The 18542-nt window shown below is 70.7% G+C and carries 16 protein-coding genes, 1 tRNA gene and 1 pseudogene; 14 read left to right on the top strand and 4 right to left on the bottom strand.

Annotation, left to right across the window (positions count from 1 at the left end):
- The first annotated feature begins 84 nt into the window (after positions 1 to 84).
- The 3 genes from AB0C01_RS29845 (at position 85) to AB0C01_RS29835 (ending at position 3130) form a co-directional block, all read left to right on the top strand.
- Positions 85 to 1890, top strand: coding sequence for an ABC-F family ATP-binding cassette domain-containing protein (locus AB0C01_RS29845; protein ID WP_357572717.1), 1806 nt, complete (start codon positions 85 to 87; stop codon positions 1888 to 1890).
- Positions 1891 to 1991: 101 nt separating this feature from the next.
- On the top strand, positions 1992 to 2447 hold the full coding sequence (locus AB0C01_RS29840; protein WP_357241358.1) for a DUF4383 domain-containing protein: 456 nt from the start codon (positions 1992 to 1994) through the stop codon (positions 2445 to 2447).
- Between the two features lie 206 nt (positions 2448 to 2653).
- The gene (locus tag AB0C01_RS29835) at positions 2654 to 3130 is read left to right on the top strand and encodes a DUF4383 domain-containing protein (RefSeq protein WP_357241362.1); all 477 of its coding nucleotides are present in this window, start codon (positions 2654 to 2656) and stop codon (positions 3128 to 3130) included.
- Positions 3131 to 3137: 7 nt separating this feature from the next.
- Here the strand turns inward: AB0C01_RS29835 and AB0C01_RS29830 are convergent, their stop codons facing one another.
- The gene (locus AB0C01_RS29830; protein WP_357241365.1) at positions 3138 to 3833 is read right to left on the bottom strand and encodes a TetR/AcrR family transcriptional regulator; all 696 of its coding nucleotides are present in this window, start codon (positions 3831 to 3833) and stop codon (positions 3138 to 3140) included.
- A gap of 221 nt (positions 3834 to 4054) precedes the next feature.
- A complete protein-coding gene (locus AB0C01_RS29825) occupies positions 4055 to 5020 on the bottom strand; it encodes an acyl-CoA desaturase (protein ID WP_357572716.1) in 966 nt (321 codons plus the stop codon).
- Between the two features lie 433 nt (positions 5021 to 5453).
- Between AB0C01_RS29825 and AB0C01_RS29820 the strand changes: the two genes are divergently transcribed.
- From AB0C01_RS29820 to AB0C01_RS29785, 8 genes are all read left to right on the top strand, one after another.
- Positions 5454 to 5525: transfer RNA gene (locus tag AB0C01_RS29820), tRNA-Gln, on the top strand.
- A gap of 110 nt (positions 5526 to 5635) precedes the next feature.
- Positions 5636 to 7195 (top strand): bifunctional UDP-N-acetylglucosamine diphosphorylase/glucosamine-1-phosphate N-acetyltransferase GlmU, encoded by a 1560-nt coding sequence (gene glmU / locus AB0C01_RS29815; protein WP_357241371.1) that lies wholly within the window; start codon positions 5636 to 5638, stop codon positions 7193 to 7195.
- 58 nt (positions 7196 to 7253) lie between these two features.
- Positions 7254 to 8234, top strand: coding sequence for a ribose-phosphate diphosphokinase (locus AB0C01_RS29810; RefSeq protein ID WP_030329105.1), 981 nt, complete (start codon positions 7254 to 7256; stop codon positions 8232 to 8234).
- 334 nt (positions 8235 to 8568) lie between these two features.
- Positions 8569 to 9258 carry a 50S ribosomal protein L25/general stress protein Ctc gene (locus tag AB0C01_RS29805; RefSeq protein WP_357572715.1) on the top strand — a complete coding sequence of 230 codons (690 nt, stop codon included), beginning with the start codon at positions 8569 to 8571 and terminating at the stop codon, positions 9256 to 9258.
- 88 nt (positions 9259 to 9346) lie between these two features.
- Positions 9347 to 9940, top strand: coding sequence for an aminoacyl-tRNA hydrolase (gene pth, locus AB0C01_RS29800; RefSeq protein ID WP_357241377.1), 594 nt, complete (start codon positions 9347 to 9349; stop codon positions 9938 to 9940).
- A gap of 135 nt (positions 9941 to 10075) precedes the next feature.
- The gene (locus AB0C01_RS29795; protein WP_357241380.1) at positions 10076 to 10906 is read left to right on the top strand and encodes an inositol monophosphatase family protein; all 831 of its coding nucleotides are present in this window, start codon (positions 10076 to 10078) and stop codon (positions 10904 to 10906) included.
- A 75-nt stretch (positions 10907 to 10981) separates the two neighbouring features.
- Positions 10982 to 11893 carry a sulfate adenylyltransferase subunit CysD gene (cysD, locus tag AB0C01_RS29790; RefSeq protein WP_357241383.1) on the top strand — a complete coding sequence of 304 codons (912 nt, stop codon included), beginning with the start codon at positions 10982 to 10984 and terminating at the stop codon, positions 11891 to 11893.
- 74 nt (positions 11894 to 11967) lie between these two features.
- Entirely contained in the window at positions 11968 to 13221 is a 1254-nt protein-coding gene (locus AB0C01_RS29785; RefSeq protein WP_357242358.1) for a GTP-binding protein, read from the top strand.
- A 126-nt stretch (positions 13222 to 13347) separates the two neighbouring features.
- On the opposite strand, the gene galK is transcribed toward AB0C01_RS29785, so the two are convergent.
- Positions 13348 to 14517, bottom strand: a complete 1170-nt coding sequence (gene galK, locus AB0C01_RS29780; RefSeq protein ID WP_357572714.1) for a galactokinase — start codon at positions 14515 to 14517, stop codon at positions 13348 to 13350.
- Positions 14514 to 15446, bottom strand: a complete 933-nt coding sequence (galE, locus tag AB0C01_RS29775) for a UDP-glucose 4-epimerase GalE (protein ID WP_357572737.1) — start codon at positions 15444 to 15446, stop codon at positions 14514 to 14516. The genes galK and galE overlap by 4 nt, the downstream gene beginning before the upstream one ends.
- A gap of 249 nt (positions 15447 to 15695) precedes the next feature.
- On the opposite strand from galE, the pseudogene AB0C01_RS29770 reads away from it, so the two are divergent.
- From AB0C01_RS29770 to AB0C01_RS29760, 3 genes and pseudogenes are all read left to right on the top strand, one after another.
- Positions 15696 to 16673: pseudogene (locus AB0C01_RS29770) on the top strand (hemolysin family protein); the annotation flags it as partial.
- A gap of 204 nt (positions 16674 to 16877) precedes the next feature.
- The gene (trpS, locus tag AB0C01_RS29765) at positions 16878 to 17903 is read left to right on the top strand and encodes a tryptophan--tRNA ligase (RefSeq protein ID WP_357241389.1); all 1026 of its coding nucleotides are present in this window, start codon (positions 16878 to 16880) and stop codon (positions 17901 to 17903) included.
- 13 nt (positions 17904 to 17916) lie between these two features.
- Complete coding sequence (locus AB0C01_RS29760) at positions 17917 to 18498, top strand: 2'-5' RNA ligase family protein (RefSeq protein ID WP_357241392.1); 582 nt, start codon at positions 17917 to 17919, stop codon at positions 18496 to 18498.
- The last annotated feature ends 44 nt before the right edge of the window (positions 18499 to 18542 follow it).

Genomic DNA, 18542 nt, shown 5'->3' with positions numbered 1-18542 from the left:
GGTGCCCGGGGCGTCCGCGTACCCTTGGGGCAGGCGTCCAGGTGCCCGCCGGCACCCGGACGCCTTGATCATGAAGGGTGGAACGTGGCGAACATCGTCAATCTGGACCGGGTGTCCAAGGGGTACGGCGCGGCAGGGCGGCTGCTCACGGACGTCTCGCTCGGCCTGGACGACGCCGACCGGATCGGCGTGGTCGGCCTCAACGGCGCCGGCAAGTCCACCCTGCTGCGGCTCCTCACCAAGCAGGAGGACCCCGACGACGGCCGGGTGACCCACCGCCGCGACCTCCGCGTGTTGTGGCTGCCGCAGCAGCTCACCCTCGCGCCCGACGCCACCGTCCGGGACGTGGTCCTCGGCACCGCCTGGCTCAACGAGGGCATGGGCGCCGAGCACGAGTGGGCTGGCGACGCCGGTGTCCGGGGCATCCTCGACGGCCTCGGCATGCCGCACCTCGGCCTCGACCAGCCGGTCGGCCCGATGTCCGGTGGCGAACGGCGACGGGTGGCGCTCGCCGCGCTGCTCGTTCGCGACTCCGACCTGCTCATCCTCGACGAGCCCACCAACCACCTCGACGTCGGCGGTGTCGACTGGCTGGCCCGGCACCTGGTGGGGCGCAAGGGCGCCCTGGTCGTGGTCACCCACGACCGGTGGTTCCTGGACGCGATCTGCACCAACACCTGGGAGGTCGCCGACCAGACCGTCCGCGCCTACGAGGGTGGTTTCGCCGCCTGGACCCTCGCCCGCGCCGAGCGCGACCGGGTCGCCGCCGCGACCGAGGCCCGCCGGCAGAACCTGCTCCGCAAGGAGATCGCCTGGCTGCGCCGTGGACCGCCGGCCCGGACGTCGAAGCCCCAGTTCCGCATCGACGCTGCGAACGCGCTGATCGCCGACGTGCCGCCGGCGCGCGACACCATGTCGCTGCAGCGCATGGCCACCTCCCGGCTCGGCAAGCAGGTGTACGACCTGGAGAACGTCGAGCTGCACGCCGGCCCGAAGGAGATCCTGCGCGACGTCACCTGGCTGGTCGGCCCGGGAGACCGGATCGCCATCCTCGGCGCCAACGGCGCCGGCAAGACCACGCTGCTGCGGATGCTCGCCGGCATCACCCGCCCCGACGGTGGTCGCCTCGGCACCGGCTCCACCGTGCGGCCCGCGTTCCTGTCGCAGGAGCTCAGCGAGCTGCCCGGGCACCTGCGGGTCCTCGAAGCCGTCGAGGAGGTCGCCCGCCGGGTGCAGCTCGGCGACCGGGAGGTCTCCGCCGCGCAGCTCGCCGAGGTGTTCGGCTTCGACGACCGGCGGCTCTGGACCCCGGTCAGTGACCTCTCCGGTGGCGAACGCCGCCGGTTGCAGATGCTGCGGCTGCTCGCCGGTGAGCCCAATGTGCTGCTCTTCGACGAGCCCACGAACGACCTGGACACCGACACCCTCGCCTCGCTGGAGGACCTGCTCGACTCGTGGCCCGGCACGATCATCGTGGCGAGCCACGACCGCTACCTCATCGAGCGGGTCACCGACACCGCGTACGGGATGTTCGGCGACGGCCGGCTGGTGCACCTGCCGGGCGGGGTCGACGAATACCTCGCCCGGACCGCGGAGCGAGCCGGCTTCTCGCGGGCGGGCGTCACCTCGACCTCGACCTCCGCGCCCGCCTCGGGAGGCGGCATGTCCGCCGCCGAGGTCCGCCAGGCCCGCAAGGAGTTGTCCCGCCTGGAACGGCAGCTCGGCAAGCTCGACCAGCGCGAGACCACCCTGCTCGGCCAACTCGCGGCGGACGCCACCGACTATGCCCGGGTCGCCGACCTGGACGCTCAGCTCAAGGATCTGCGCGCCGAGCGGGAGCGGATCGAGGAAACCTGGATGACGCTCGCCGAGGAGCTTCCCGAGAGCTGACCGGGCCGGACGCACCGGCCCGGGGGCCGTGTGCGGCGTCACACCGCCACATGCGGGACAATCGTCGGCGACACCTACCCCACGGCGTTGGAGACTCAGACATGGCCCACACCCCCGTCAACCACCCCGCGCGGCCGATCTACCGGGCGATCGGCGGGCTGACCGGTCTGTACCTGGTGGTCTTCGGTGTGCTCGGCATCATCGCGAGCACCGGCAACGAGATCCTCGCCCAGGATGACACCCGGGTCCTCGGCCAGGGCACGAACCTCGGCTTCTCGCTGCTCAGCGTGCTGCTGGGGCTCGTCGTGCTGGTCGGCATCGCGCTCGGCCGCAACATCGACGTGGCGATCAACCAGTGGCTGTCGTACGCCCTGATGGTGATCAGCCTGGCCAGCCTCGCCTTCATCCGGACCGACGCCAACATCCTCAACTTCAGCATCGTCACCGTCATGGTCGTGATGACCGTCGCCCTGGTGCTGCTCATGGTCGGGATGTACGGCAAGGTCGGGTCGGAGGACGAGGCGGAGGCTTTCCGGAAGGCTCGGCTCGTTCTCTGAGTTTGTTGCTTGGTTGCGGTTGTGGGTTTTCGCCGGAGCCCGAGCTGCTCCGGGCGGTCAGGCTTGATCCCTGCGCAGCTCGGGCTCCGGCGAAAACCTGACCGGGTCCAGCCTTTGGCGGACCCTTTCGGCTTTGGGGTTCTTCGGACAGTTGGTCTTACCTTGGGTGACAATTCCTCCTGAAACGGTCAATCAGGGGGTTGGGTATGCCGCACTTTCCGGTTAACCATCCGGCACGGCCGCTCTACCGGGTCCTCTCCGGTCTGATCGGCGTCTACATCCTGGTCTTCGGCGTCTGGGGTGTCGCCGAGACGATCGGCGACCCGCTGTTCGATCGCAGCAGCACCTGGGCCCTCGGGCTGCGTACCAACCTGGCCTTCTCACTCGCCTCGGTGGTCTTCGGAGTCGTCCTGATCATCGGGGCGTCCCGGCGCACCAACCTCGGCCACTACATGAACCTCACGGCCGGCGTGGTGTTCCTGGTGACCAGCATCCTGATGATGTCGGTGCTGCAGACCGGTGCGAACTTCCTCAACTTCTCGATGTCGACGGTGATCGTGTCGATGCTGTTCGGCCTGATCCTGCTGGGCACCGGCCTGTACGACAAGATCGGCCCACCGGAACACGCCGAGGCGGAGCTGACGAACCGCAAACACCCGGTGGCCGACGTGCACCGACGCTGACGACTGGTCAGTGCCGCCGGGCGGTGATCAGCGTCGGCTTCGCCTCCAGGTGCGACAGCCCGTTCCAGGCCAGGTTGACGAGGTGTGCCGCCACCGTCTCCTTGCGCGGCTTGCGCACCTCCAGCCACCAGCGGCCGGTCAGCGCCACCATGCCGACGAGCGCCTGCGAGTAGAGCTCGGCAAGCTTCGGGTCGTACCCCCGGCTCTTGTACTCGGCGCCCAGGATGTGCTCGACCTGGTGCGCGACGTCGTTCATCACGCTGCTGAAGGTGGCCGTGCCGGACATCAGCGGCGACTCGCGGACCAGCACCCGGAAACCGCTGGTCTCCTCCTCGATGTAGGTCAGCAGCGCCAAGGCCGCCTGCTCCAGCAGCTCCCGCGGGTGCCCGGCGGTCAACGCCGTGGTGATCCGGTCCAGCAGGGCCCGGACCTCCCGGTCCACCACCACCGCGTAGAGACCTTCCTTGCCGCCGAAGTGCTCGTACACCACGGGTTTGGAGACCTTGGCGCGGGACGCCACCTCCTCGATGGAGGTGGCGTCGAAACCGCGCTCGGCGAAGAGCTGGCGACCGGTCGCGATCAACTGCTCGCGTCGTTGGGCCGCCGACATGCGGACTCGGGAGGCGGGTTTGGGTTTTGGCGCCGGGACCGGCGGTGTCACCCGCCGGCCGCCGACACCCTCACCATCAGTGACCTCAGGCATGTCGCCGCCTCGCTGGCGCTCGGTGACGCCCTGCCGTGGAATGGTGCCTCCGCTGTGCCCGTTCACGTCGTCGCCTCACTGGCCGGCGGTCCGGCCGCCCTGCCGCCGTCCGACCGTACCCGGATCGGGTGCGACCCCCGTCTGCCGAGCCGTCCGGTCCCCCCGCGTGGCTCGGTCATCCGGCCATCCTGCCAGGCGGCAACCCGGCGTACCGCCCGGTTTTACCGGGGTGCGACCGGCTTCACCAGCTTCGCGGCGAGGCGTTCCGGCTTTGGCCAGCGCACCTGCGTCGCCGCGCCGGTCTTCTCGAACAACCAGATCACCCGGGCGGAGATGTCCACCTGGCCACGCAGCACACCGTGCCGGGCACTTGTGGGGTCGGCATGGTGCAGGTTGTGCCAGCTCTCGCCGAACGACAGGATCGCCAGCGGCCAGAAGTTCGACGCGCGGTCGCCCTGGCGCATCGCGAACGGGCGCTCGCCGTAGACGTGGCAGACCGAGTTGATCGCCCAGGTGACGTGGTGCAGCAGGCCGATCCGGACCAGCCCGGCCCAGAAGAACGCGGTGAGCGCCCCCTGCCAGGACCAGGTCACCAGGCCGCCGATCAGCGCCGGGCCGAGCAGCGAGATGACCACCAGCGCGGGGAAGAGGCGGTCGACCCGACTGATGTCCCGGTCGGCGATGAGGTCCGGGGCGAAACGCTCCCGGTTGGACAGCTCCCGGCGGAACAACCAGCCCACGTGCGCGTGGAACAGGCCCCGGGTCAACGCCCAGAAGCTGGTGCCGAAGCGCCAGGGGGAGTGCGGGTCACCCTCCAGGTCGGAGAACGCGTGGTGGCGCCGGTGGTCGGCGACCCACTGGATGATCTCGCCCTGTACCGCCAGTGACCCGGCCACCGCCAGCGACACGCGCAGCCAGCGCTTGGCCTTGAACGAGCCATGCGTGAAGTAGCGGTGGAAGCCGACGGTGATGCCGAGCCCGGAGACGACGTACCAGACCAGGCCGATGACCACGTCGGTCCAGCCCAGCCAGCCTCCCCAGGCCACCGGCACGGCGATCAGCAGGGCGACGAAGGGGATCACCACGAAGGCCCAGAGGGCGGCCAGGATGCCGGGGGCCTGGCTGCCGTCGGTGAGTGGTTTCGGACCGCTGGGGGCCGGGTTCGGATCGAGCAGGGTGGTGGACATGAGACCTCGCAGGGGGACGGTGACGATCACGAAGCTACGCCTACGTCACCGTAACTTACGGCCCGGTAGATCGCACGGGTAAGTTTCGAACAACTCTCGCGCAGCTCGCCGAAGTCGCAGGTCAAGTGCCATGTAGACGGTGGGCCGAGTGCCCCGGGTGCGGCGCGGACAGCCCGCCCGCCCCACCCCGCCCACCCCCACCCCACGCGGTGATCATGAAGTTGTCCGCGCGTGTCGTCGGCGTGTTGGCGACAACTCCATGATCACCGGGGTGATGGCGGCGGTGGCTCAGGGCTTGGACGGCCCGACCGCAGTGGGGCTGGGTTAATCAGCGCTCGCCGGGGCGGAGGGATGAGCGATGGCGTCCGGCGACCGGGGCGCTAAGGTGTAGCGGCGGGGTAACATCCCCCGCGCGATGCCCTCGCGTCGCTGATCGGCCGTGGTGTAATTGGCAACACCCGGGTCTTTGGTACCCGTATTTCAGGTTCGAACCCTGGCGGCCGAGCTGCCCACCTACGTCCGTTTTAGGGTCAGGTGGGGGTAAGAGGGAAAGGTGCCGGGCCTCGCGGCTAGCATGGCCGCGGAAGTGTCCGCCGTCCCGACGGGAGCCACGTCGTGCCCCAGCCCCACCTTCGTACCGTCGTCGTACTCGCCGCCGGTGAGGGCAAGCGGATGAAGTCGACACTGCCCAAGGTGCTGCACCCCCTGCTCGGTCGGACGCTGCTCGGTCACGTGCTGAGCGCCGCCGCGCCGTTGGCCGCGGACCGGACCGTCGTCGTGGTGGGGCACGGCGCCGACCAGGTTCGGGAGCACCTCACCGCTGTCGCTCCGGACGCCACGCCCGTGCTCCAGGCCGAGCAGCTCGGCACCGGACACGCCGTGCGGATCGCGCTGGAGGCCGTCCCGGACGGCGCCGGCACGGTTGTGGTGATCAACGGGGACGTGCCGCTGCTGCGTCCCGAGACGGTCGGCGCGCTGGTGACCGCGCACGAGGAGGCGGCTGCGGCGGCCACCGTGCTGGCCGCCGAGGTGCCCGACCCGACCGGGCTCGGGCGGATCGTCCGGGACGCGGACGGCCGCCTGGAGCAGATCGTCGAGGAGCGCGACGCGGACGCGACACAGCGCGCGATCCGGGAGATCAACGCCGGCATCTACGCGTTCGACGCGGTGCGGCTGCGCGAGGCGCTGAGCAAGCTCTCCACCGACAACGACCAGGGCGAGGAGTACCTGACCGACGTCTTCGGCCTGCTCCGTTCCGCGGGTGAGCCGGTCGCTGTGCACATGGCCGTCGACCACGTCGAGACGTTGGGCTGCAACGACCGGGTGGAGTTGGCGGCGCTGCGCCGGCTGCTGCGCGACCGGGTCAACGAGGTGTGGATGCGTACCGGGGTGAGCCTGCTCGACCCGGTGACCACCTGGATCGACGTGACGGTGGCCCTGGACCGCGACGCGGTGGTCGACCAGAACACCCAGTTGCGTGGCGCGACGGTGGTCGGTGCGGGCGCGTCGATCGGGCCGGACGTCACGCTTGTCGACACGATCGTCGGCCCCGGCGCGTCGGTGGTCCGCAGCCACGCCGTCGGTGCCGAGGTCGGCGCGGGCGCCAGCGTCGGGCCGTACGCGTACCTGCGGCCCGCCGCGCGGCTCGCCGACAAGGCGAAGGTCGGCACGTTCGTCGAGGTGAAGAACTCCGAGATCGGCGCCGGCTCGAAGGTGCCGCACCTGACGTACGTGGGTGACGCGACGATCGGCGAGCAGACCAACATCGGCGCGGCGTCGGTCTTCGTCAACTACGACGGGGTCAACAAGCACCGCACGGTGATCGGCAGCCACGCCCGGACGGGCGCGGACAACATGTTCGTGGCGCCGGTCGAGGTGGGCGACGGCGCGTACACGGCGGCCGGCTCGGTGATCGTGGACGACGTGCCGGCGGGCGCGATGGGTGTCGCCCGGGCGCGCCAGCGCAACATCGAGGGCTGGGTGGCGAAGCGGCGGGCCGGTACGCCGGCGGCCGAGGCCGCGCAGCGGGCCGGCGACGCGAAGGGTGCGCGGCGTTCCGGCGACGCGAAGGGTGCGTCGGAGGGGGCCGGCGCCGCAAGCGACAGTGAGGCAATGCACGGGGTGACCGAGACGGTGGGCGGCACATCCGGCGCGGGAGATACTGCAACCGAATAGTCCCCGACCCACCACCACCGGGTCGGGTACCGCCGACAAAACGGGAGCAGACGGGCCCATGGGCAGCATCGTCGCCGAAAACCGCAAAAGCCTGATGCTCTTTTCCGGACGTGGCTTTCCGGAGTTGGCCAAGGAGATCGGCGAGGTGCTCGGCGTCGCGCCGACGCCGGCCGACGCCTACGAGTTCGCCAACGGCGAGATCTTCGTACGGTTCAAGGACTCGGTGCGTGGGTCGGACGCCTTCGTGGTGCAGTCCGTCACGCACGGGGTGAACACCTGGGTCATGGAGACCCTGATCATGGTGGACGCGCTGAAGCGGGGGTCGGCCAAGCGGATCACCGTGGTGCTGCCGTTCTACCCGTACGCGCGGCAGGACAAGAAGCACCGCGGCCGGGAGCCGATCTCGGCCCGGCTGGTGGCGGACCTGTTGAAGACCGCGGGCGCCAACCGCATCCTCACCGTCGACCTGCACACCGCACAGATCCAGGGCTTCTTCGACGGCCCGGTGGACCACCTCTTCGCGATGGACATCCTGGCCGAGTACGTGGAGCACAAGTACGCCGGCCGGCCGATGACAGTGGTGGCACCGGACTCGGGCCGGGTGCGGGTGGCCGAGCGGTGGACCGACCGGCTGGGCGGTTGCCCGCTCGCGTTCATCCACAAGACCCGCGACCCGATGAAGCCGAACCAGGTCGTGGCGAACCGGGTGGTCGGCGAGGTGGAGGGCCGGGTCTGCCTGATCGTCGACGACATGATCGACACCGGTGGCACGATCGCCAAGGCCGCGGACATCCTCAAGGAGTCGGGGGCGGCGGAGATCGTGGTCGCCTCCACCCACGCGCTGCTGTCGGACCCGGCCACGGAGCGCCTGAAGAACAGCTCGATCAGCGAGATCGTGGTGACCAACACGTTGCCGCTGCCGCCGGAGAAGCAGTTGGACAAGCTGACCGTGCTGTCGATCGCGCCGCTGCTGGCGCGGGCGATCCGGGAGGTCTTCGACGACGGGTCGGTGACCACCCTCTTCGGTGGCCTGAGCTGAGGGGTGCGCCCCGTTTCGTCATTCGACGCGCCGACGGGTACAAAGCTGGCAGTCTGGTGGGAAACGGGGCTGGCACGCCGATGGGAACGCCGTCGACGCGCCGGTCTGGAGCCGTGAACGGGGACTGCCGGAAACCCTGGAAACAGCTCGGGTAGACTGGTGCGGTTGCCACGGCGAGGGTGCCCGGCGGGCCGCTGAAAAGCGCCGCACGGAGGCACCGTCATCGACGCGGTGCTCCGGGCAGTCGTTCATGACGCATGAGCCCCAGCGAGCCCCTCGCCCCAGCACCGCAAGACGACAAGCCGCCGCAGCGAAAAGCATCAGGAGTTTCCCCGTGTCCGAGGTAAAGATCAGCGCCGAGCCCCGCACCGAGTTCGGCAAGGGTGGTGCCCGCCGTACCCGCCGGGCCGGCTTGGTGCCCGCCGTGCTTTACGGTCACGGCGAGAAGCCCAAGCACATCGCGCTGCCGTCGCGGGAGTTCGCCGCGGCGATCCGCAAGGGCGGTGCCAACCAGCTCTTCGCGATCGACATCACCGACGGCACCCAGGTGCTGGCGCTGCCGAAGGCGATCCAGCGGGACCCGATCCGGGACACCTTCGAGCACGTCGACCTGATCCTGGTGCGCCGGGGCGAGAAGGTCACCGTCGACGTTCCGGTGCAGCTGACCGGCGAGGCCGCCCGCGACACCCTGATCGTGCACGACCACGACACCCTCTCCGTGACCGCGGACGCCACCAAGGTTCCGGACCACCTCGAGGCGTCGATCGAGGGCCTGGAGGCGGGCAGCCAGGTCACCGCCGCCGACGTCGAGCTGCCGGCCGGCGTCGAGCTGGTCGCCGACTCGGAGCTGACCGTCGCATCGGTGACCGCTGCCCCCACCGCCGAGCAGCTCGAGGCGACGCTGCCCGAGGTCGAGTTGGCCACCGACGAGGCTGAGGCCGAGGTTGGCGAGACCACCGAGGGCTCCGAGGGTGCGGACACCGCCGAGGGCGGCGAGACCACCGAGGCGCGTACCGAGGCCTGATCAGTTCCAGCTTTGCGACAGGCGCTCCCGGACCTTCGGGGGCGCCTGTCGGCGTATCGGGTGGGATGAGCGTCGGAAGGGACGGGTCGTGACGGACGAGGCGGCGGGACCGTGGCTGGTGGTCGGCCTGGGCAACCCGGGTCGGGAGTACGCCGGGAACCGGCACAACGTGGGGTTCATGGTGGCCGACCTGCTGGCCGGGCGGTTGAGCGCGCGGTTCGGCCGGCACAAGCGGGCGGTGGCCGAGGTCGCCGAGGCGCGGCTGGGATTCGGCGGGCCGAAGCTGGTGCTGGCGAAGCCCCTGACGTACATGAATCTCTCCGGCGGGCCGGTGGCCTCCCTGGCCCAGTTCTACAAGGTGCCGACGACGCAGGTGATCGCGGTCCATGACGAGCTGGACATCGACTTCGGTCAGGTGCGGATCAAGTTCGGCGGCGGTGAGGGCGGGCACAACGGCCTGCGCTCGATGTCGAAGTCGTTGGGGACGAAGGACTACGCCCGGGTCCGGTTCGGCGTCGGCCGGCCGCCGGGGCGGCAGGACCCGGCGGATTACGTGCTGTCGGATTTCGGCACGGCGGAGCGCAAGGAGCTGGATTTCCTGGTCGACCGGGCCGCCGACGTGGTGGAGTCGGTGATCGTCAAGGGCGTGGAGCCGACGCAGAACCTCTACCACGGGGGCTGAGCCGGGCGAGGCGTACCGGATCCGAAACGGTTGGCCGGTAGTCTGCGCCTTTCGGCGTGCCGCGCCTGCCGACGCGGGTCGCGGCGAATCGGTCCGTGCGGGCACGGGTCGCGGCGAGGCGACAGGAGCGGGCAGATGACCAGTCCTCCGATGATCGACGGCGCGTTCGCCCGTTGGTTGGCGTCCCGCGCGGGGCAGGCGCTGCTCGACCTGCGCGCCGAGATGGGCTTCGCCGACACTGGCGCGCTGAAGTCGGCCGGGGACAAGGTGTCGCACGACCTGATCCGCACGGAGTTGGCGAAGTGGCGGCCGGGCGACGCGGTGCTCTCCGAGGAGGACGAGGGCTCGCGGTTGGCCTGGGCAGCGGAGGTGAACGCCGGGGCGGTGTCGCGGTTGACCTCGGACCGGGTGTGGATCATCGACCCGTTGGACGGCACCCGCGAGTTCTCCGAGGAGGGCCGCTCCGACTGGGCGGTGCACGTGGCGCTCTGGGCGCGTAGCGCGCCGAGTCCACACGGGCTGGTCGCCGGGGCGGTGGGGCTGCCGGCGCAGCACCGGGTGCTGGGCACGGACTACCCGCCGGCGTACCCGCCGATGACGGTGGAGGCCGCGACGGCCGGCGAGCGGAAGATCCGCCTGGCGGCCAGCCGGAGCCGACCGCCCGTCTTCCTGACCGACCTGGCCGAGGACGTCGGGGCGCATCTGGTGCCGATGGGCTCGGCCGGCGCGAAGATCGCTGCCGTGGTCACCGGCGAGGTGGACGCGTACATCCACGCGGGTGGGCAGTACGAGTGGGACTCGGCGGCCCCGGTGGCTGTGGCGACGGCCACCGGACTGCACGCTTCCCGGATCGATGGTTCTGCGCTGAAATACAACGAGGCGGATCCGCGCCTGCCGGACCTGCTGGTCTGTCGCAAAGATCTCGCCAACCGGTTGCTTGCAGCGCTGCAAAGACATTCCGGGTAGCCTGAGCGCACTTTCTTGACATGTCCGACCGGAAAGGTCTGGAAATCGGATGAGCGAGCGAATCGAGCCGGTGTCATGACCACCCCCGCCGCCTACCGGGTCTCCCACCTGGACGCCCTGGAGGCGGAGAGCATCTTCGTGATGCGCGAGGTGGTCGCCGAGATGGAACGCCCGGTGCTGCTCTTCTCCGGCGGCAAGGACTCGATCGTCATGCTGCGGTTGGCGCAGAAGGCGTTCGCCCCGGCCAGCATCCCCTTCCCCGTCATGCACGTCGACACCGGGCACAACTTCCCCGAGGTCCTGGAATACCGCGACCAGCGGGTCGCCGAGCTGGGGTTGCAGCTCGTGGTCGCGAGCGTGCCGGAGGCGCTGGCCAGCGGCATGGTCCGGGAGTCCGGCGACGGGATGCGCAACCGGATCCAGACGCCGGTGCTGCTGGACGCGGTGGAGAAACACCGCTTCGACGCGCTGTTCGGCGGTGCCCGCCGCGACGAGGAGAAGGCTCGGGCCAAGGAGCGGGTGTTCAGCTTCCGCGACGAGTTCGGCCAGTGGGACCCGAAGAACCAGCGGCCGGAGCTGTGGTCGCTGTACAACGGCCGCCACCACCCCGGAGAGTCGATCCGGATCTTCCCGTTGTCCAACTGGACCGAGTTGGACGTCTGGCACTACATCGCCCGGGAACGGATCCCGCTGCCCTCGATCTACTACGCGCACGAGCGCGAGGTGATCGAGCGCGACGGCATGGTCTACGCGGTGAACGAGTTCTTCCGACCCCGCGCGGGTGAGGAGCGGTTCAAGGCGCAGGTGCGCTATCGCACCGTTGGCGACGCCTCCTGCACCGCGGCGGTCCGCTCCGACGCGGACACCGTGGAGAAGGTCATCGAGGAGGTGGCGGCCACCCGGATCACCGAGCGCGGCGCCACCCGTGGTGACGACCGGGTCAGTGAGGCCGCCATGGAGGACCGCAAGCGGGAGGGCTACTTCTGATGAGCACCGAGATCGCGGCGTCCGCGGATGCGGAGGCCCGGGCTGTTACCGGGGCCGGGCCGGAGGCCCGGGCGATGGATCTGCTGCGCTTCGCGACCGCCGGCAGCGTGGACGACGGCAAGTCGACACTGATCGGTCGGCTGCTCTACGACACCAAGTCGCTCTTCACCGACCAGTTGGCCGCGGTGGAGGCGGTCAGCGCGGCCCGTGGTGACGAGTACACGAACCTGGCACTGCTCACCGACGGTCTGCGGGCCGAGCGGGAGCAGGGCATCACCATCGACGTGGCGTACCGGTACTTCGCCACCCCGCGCCGCAAGTTCATCATCGCCGACACCCCGGGGCACATCCAGTACACCCGCAACATGGTCACCGGGGCGTCGACCGCGGACCTGGCGTTGATCCTGGTGGACGCCCGCAAGGGCCTGGTCGAGCAGTCCCGCCGGCACGCGTTCCTGTGCTCGCTGCTGCGGGTGCCGCACCTGGTCCTCTGTGTCAACAAGATGGACCTGGTGGACTGGTCGCAGGAGGTCTACGAGCGGATCGCCGACGAGTTCACCGCGTTCGCCGCGAAGCTCGACGTACCGGACCTGACCGTGGTGCCGGTCTCCGCGTTGCGCGGCGACAACATCGTCACCCGCTCGGAGAACATGCCCTGGTACGAAGGCCCGTCGCTGCTGCACCACCTGGAGCGGGTGCACATCGCGAGCGACCGCAATCTGGTCGACGTCCGGTTCCCGGTGCAGTACGTGATCCGTCCGCAGTCCACCACGGTCACCGACTACCGCGGCTACGCCGGTCAGGTGGCCTCCGGCGTGCTCAAGCCGGGTGACGAGGTGATGGTGCTGCCGTCCGGCTTCACCAGCCGGATCGCCGCCGTGGAGACCGCCGACGGGCCGGTCGCGGAGGCGTTCCCGCCGATGTCGGTGACGGTACGGCTGGCCGACGAGATCGACATCTCGCGGGGTGACCTGATCTGCCGGCCGAACAACGCGCCGGCGGTGGCCCAGGACATCGAGGCGATGGTCTGCTGGATGGACGAGACGGCCCCGTTGCGGGTCGGCGGTCGGTACGCGATCAAGCACACCACCCGGTCGGCGCGGGCGATCGTGCGCGGGCTGCACTACCGGTTGGACATCAACTCGCTGCACCGCGACGAGTCGGCCGACGAACTGCGGCTCAACGAGATCGGCCGGGTGCGGCTGCGGACGACGGTGCCGCTGCTCGCCGACGAGTACCGGCGCAACCGCACCACCGGAGGCTTCGTCATCATCGACGAGGCCACCAACCGCACGGTGGGCGCCGCCATGATCGTCGAAGCCACCTAACCAAACCCACCCCAACCCACCCCAGCCCCTGTCCATCCGTCCGGTGATCAAGAGGTTTGTGTCAGTCCGAGCCCGGATTTTGACGCAAACCTCTTGATCAACCCGAGTGGGTGTGGGTGGGCAGGGTTACGGCAGGCGGGTGGCGCCGGGGGAGGGAAGGACCGTCACGGTGCCGGGGGCGGTGAAACCTCGCTCGGCGTAGGCGGCCTCGACGGCGGCGGTGACCTCGTCGGCGCGGTCGGCTTCGATCAGGGCCAGGACGCAGCCGCCGAAGCCGCCGCCGGTCATCCGGGCGCCCAGCGCGCCGGCCGCCAACGCCGCCTCGACCGCCGTGTCGATCTCCGGCACGGTGATCTCGAAGTCGTCGCGCATGGAGACGTGCGACGCGGTGAGCAGCGGGCCGATGTCGCGCACCCGGGCCGCGCGCAGCAGAGCCACCGTGTCCAGTACGCGTTGGTCCTCGGTGACCACGTGCCGGACCCGTCGGCGGGTCTCCTCGTCGTCGAGCTGGGCCAGCGCGGTCTCGAGCTGGTCGACGCCCACGTCCCGCAGCGCGGGGACGCCGAGCGCGCTGGCCCCGGCCTCGCAGGAGCGGCGGCGGGCAGCGTACTCACCGTCGGCGTGCCGGTGCGGCGCCCGACTGTCGATGACCAGCACCGCCAGCCCGGCGGCGTCCAGGTCGAACGGGATCTGCTCGACCGACTCGTCGCGGCAGTCCAGGAACAGGGCGTGCCCGGCACGGCAGCGGATCACGGCGGACTGATCCATGATTCCGGTCGGCGCGCCCACGTAGACGTTCTCCGCCCGCTGCGCCAGCCGGGGCTGTAGTTCCGCGGGCAGCTCCAGCCCACCCAGGTCGAGCAGGGCGGCCAGCACCGCCGACTCCAGTGCCGCCGAGGAGGAGAGCCCGGAGCCCAGCGGTACGTCGGAGGCGATGGCCAGCCGTGCGCCCGGAACCCGGTGACCGGCCTCGCGCAGCGCCCAGACCACCCCGGCGACGTACGCGCCCCAGCCGGTCACCCGACCCGCCTCGGCGACGTCGTCCGCCCCGAAGGTGATCGTCTCGCCGGACAGCTCGGACCAGACCGTCCACTGCTCCGCGTCCTGCCGATCGGCGGCGACGACCGTACGCAACGGCAGCGCGAAGGGCAGCACGAACCCTTCGTTGTAGTCGGTGTGCTCGCCGATCAGGTTGACCCGGCCGGGAGCCGCCCAGCGGCCAGCGGCCTGGCCGCCGTACTGCGTGGTGAAGCCGGCGGCGGCCCGGTCTTCCACGGCGCGCGTGGGGTCGGTCACGGCTGCTGCTCCAGGATGTGCGTGCGGTAGAAGGCCCAGGCGTCGCCGACCATGTCGTGCAGGGTCGGCTTCTGCGGCACCCAGCCCAGCTCGTCGCGGGCCAACGCGGAGGAGGCGACCAGCTCGGCCGGGTCTCCCTCGCGGCGCGGGGCCACCTCGACCGGCAGCGGGTGCCCGGTGACCTCGCGGACCACGTCGACGACCTGGCGGTTGGTGAAACCGTTGCCGTTGCCCAGGTTGTAGATCCGGTGTTGCCCGCTGGTGGCCGCCCCCAGCGCCAGCAGGTGCGCGCGGGCCAGGTCGGCGACGTGGATGTAGTCGCGGACGCAGGTGCCGTCCAGGGTGGGGTAGTCGTCGCCGAAGAGCTGGAGCTTCTCCCGCCGGCCGGCGGCGACCTCCAGCGCGATCGGGATCAGGTGTGTCTCCGGGTCGTGTCGTTCGCCGAGCGCGACGTCGCCGTCGAGGTGGGCGCCCGCCACGTTGAAGTAGCGCAGCGACACGGCGGCCAGCCCGTGCGCGATCGTCTCGGAGGTGAGCACCATGTCGGCGGCGAGCTTGGTGGCGCCGTACGTGTTGGTGGGTGCCTTGACCGCGCTCTCCGGGATCGGCAGCTCGGTGGGGTTGCCGTAGACGGCGGCGGTGGAGGAGAAGACCATGCGGGGTACTCCGGCGGCCCGGACCGCGTCGATCAGGGCGAGTGTGCCGACGGTGTTGTTCTGCCAGTACAGCTCCGGCTTGACCATCGACTCGCCGGCGGCGATCAGGGCCGCGAAGTGCAGCACGCCGTCGAAGCCGGCGTCGGCGGTGAGGACGCGGGCGGCGTCGTGGATGGACGCCTCGACGTGGGTCGCGTCCGGGGCGAGCGCCTCGCGGTGCCCGGTGCGCAGGTCGTCCAGGACGACCACCTCGTGACCCGCGTCGAGCAGCATCCGGGTCACTACGCTGCCGATGAAGCCGGCCCCCCCGGTGACGAGCAGTTTCACGTCGTTTGCCTCCTGCCTGGCCCGCCCGGGACGGGGCCTTCGCTGATCACCCTAGGGTGGCGGTCGGTGCCCGTACCGACGGCACCGCCATCCTCATTCCATCATAAACTCTCATGATTAAACAGACCCGAACATATGCGGTCCGCTCCGCCCGATCCCCGGTGCGGTGAGCGAACGGTGTCTACCATCTCTGTCATGCGGGAAGCGGCCCGTACCGGGCTCCGGCGACGCGTGCGGGTGCGGCCCCGCCGCGACCCCGGGCCGCTCGCCCGAGCCGTGGCCCGCGTGCTGGTCCGCACCGCCGACGGCGCCTCCCGACTCGTCACCGACCTGCTCGGCGCCGGACCGGCGGCCGGCCGGGAGCGCATCACCGAGGCCGAGTTGCGGGACCTGGTCGCGGCGAACACCGTGCTCGACCCGGACGAACGGCGGATCATCGACGAGGTCCTGGTGGCCGGCGCCAGCCTGATCCGCGAGGTGATGATGCCGCGCACCGAGGTCGTCTTCCTCCCGGCGCGGCTCACCATCGCCGAGGCCGCCCGGCTGGTCCGCGCCGAAACGCACACCCGCTACCCGGTCACCGACGGCACCCACGACGACGTGGTCGGCTTCGTGCACCTCCGGGACGTGCTGCTGCGGCCGGACGCCGACTCGTGTGCCACCGTCGGCGAACTGGCCCGGGAGGTGAAGCGACTTCCCGGAAGCAAACGGGTGCTACCCGCGCTGACCGAGATGCGCCGGGAAGGCCAGCACCTGGCCGTGGTGGTCGACGAGTACGGCGGCACCGCCGGCATCGTCACGCTGGAGGACCTCATCGAGGAGTTGATCGGCGAGATCCGCGACGAGTACGACACCACGTCGGACCCGGTGCACACCGGCCTGCCGGCCGTGGTGGACGGCCGCCTCAACCTCGCTGACTTCGCCGAACGGACCGGGGTGGCTTTACCCGCCGGGCCGTACGAGACGGTCGGCGGGTTCGTGATGGCGGCGCTGGGTCGGCTGCCGGTCACTGGCGACGAGGTGCCGGTGTCCGGTGAGTCGGCCGACGTCGGCGGGCCGGATCCGGCCGCTCCCCCGGGCGGCTGGCTGCTGCGGGTCCTCGCGCTGGACGGCCGGCGGGTGGCCCGGCTCGCGGTCTCCGCCGTCCGGGTGCCGGAACAGCAGCGCCGCGAGCAGGACACCGAGCAGCGCCGCGAGCACCGTGTCGGGCCGGCGCGGGAGACGGTGGCCGGACAGCGCCACGGGTTGCCGGACGGGCCGACGCGCCGGGTCGGTCCGGGCGCGCCACCCGAGGTCAGCACCCCGACACCGGCGGGCCACGGCCGACCCGCCGGCCCGTCATGACGGACCCGGTTGCTTGCTGACAGAATTATCGCCATGTCCGACGTTCCCGCCCGTCCCCGCGTCTTCTCCGGCATCCAGCCGACGGCCGACTCGTTCCACCTCGGCAACTATCTGGGCGCGGTGCGGCACTGGGTGGCGTTGCAGGAAACCCACGACGCGTTCTACTGCGTGGTCGACCTGCACGCCATCACCGCGGGGCACGACCCGGCGCTGCTGCGCCAACGGACCCGGGTGGCCGCCGCCCAGCTCTTCGCGGTCGGGCTCGACCCGGAGCGCAGCACCCTGTTCGTGCAGTCGCAGGTGCCCGAGCACCCGCAGTTGGCCTGGGTGCTCGGCTGCATCACCGGCTTCGGTGAGGCCAGCCGGATGACCCAGTTCAAGGACAAGTCGCAGAAGCAGGGCAACGAGCGGGCCAGCGTCGGGCTGTTCACCTACCCGGTCCTGCAGGCCGCCGACATCCTGCTCTACCAGGCCAACGCGGTGCCGGTCGGCGAGGACCAGCGCCAGCACCTGGAGCTGTCCCGGGATCTGGCCCAGCGGTTCAACTCGCTGTTCGGCCCGACGTTCACGGTGCCCGCCCCGCACATCGTCAAGGACACCGCGAAGATCACCGACCTGCAGGACCCGACGGCGAAGATGTCGAAGTCGTCGTCCTCACCGGCCGGCATCATCGACCTGTTGGACGATCCGGCGCGGTCCGCGAAGAAGATCCGGTCGGCGGTCACGGACACCGGTCGGGAGATCGTCTTCGACGCCGAGACGAAGCCGGGGGTGTCCAATCTGCTGACCATCCACTCGGCGCTCAGTGGCCGCGGCATCGACGAGTTGGTGGCCGCTTTCGCCGGCCGCGGCTACGGCGACCTGAAGAAGGAGTTGGCCGAGGTGGTGGCGGAGTTCGTCCGTCCGGTCCAGGAGCGCACCCGCGCCTACCTCGACGACCCGGCGCAGTTGGACAAGCTGCTCGCCGCCGGCGCGGAGAAGGCCCGCGCGGTGGCGGCGGCGACCCTACGGTCCACGTACGAGCGGGTCGGGTTCTTCCCGCCCGTGCGCGGCGAGTAGCTCCGCGGGACAGATGAACGGGTCGGTGGCCGGAGGGGCGGCGCGAAGCGTGGATCGCAGTGGCGGGGTGCCGCCGACCGGCGACACCATCCAGATCGGCATCGCGGTGGACATTCCCGAGCCCTGGGGTGCCCAGCTCACCAGGCGCCGGGTCGAGGCCGGCGACCCACTCGCGGTGCCCGCGCACGTGACGTTGCTCGGGCCGACCGAGATCCAGACGACGAGCCTGCCCGCCGTCGAGCGGCACCTGGCCGCCGTCGCCGCCACGCACCTGCCGTTCGCGCTGCACCTGCGGGGCACCGGTACGTTCCGTCCGGTCACCCAGGTGGTGTTCGTCGCGGTGGCCGCCGGCATCAGCGAGTGTGAGTTGCTGGCCGCCGCCATCACCTCGACGCCGGACCTACACCGCAAGGCCCGCTTCCCGTACCATCCGCACGTCACCGTGGCGCAGGACGTGGCACCGGAGACACTGGACCGGGTGTACGAGGATCTGGCCGACTTCTCCGCGATGTTCGAGGTCGACGCGTTCACTCTCTTCTCGCACAGCGGGGAGGCCCGGTGGCAGCCGCGTCGGGACTTCCGCCTCGGCACCTGAACCGTCGGCGACGCGCCGGTCGGTGCGCATCGGAAGCCGGTTGC

The organism is Micromonospora sp. NPDC048905 (genome assembly GCF_040649655.1).
GTDB lineage: Bacteria > Actinomycetota > Actinomycetes > Mycobacteriales > Micromonosporaceae > Micromonospora.
Note: the sequence above shows the minus strand (reverse complement) of the source record. Positions and strands in the feature narration are given on the sequence as shown.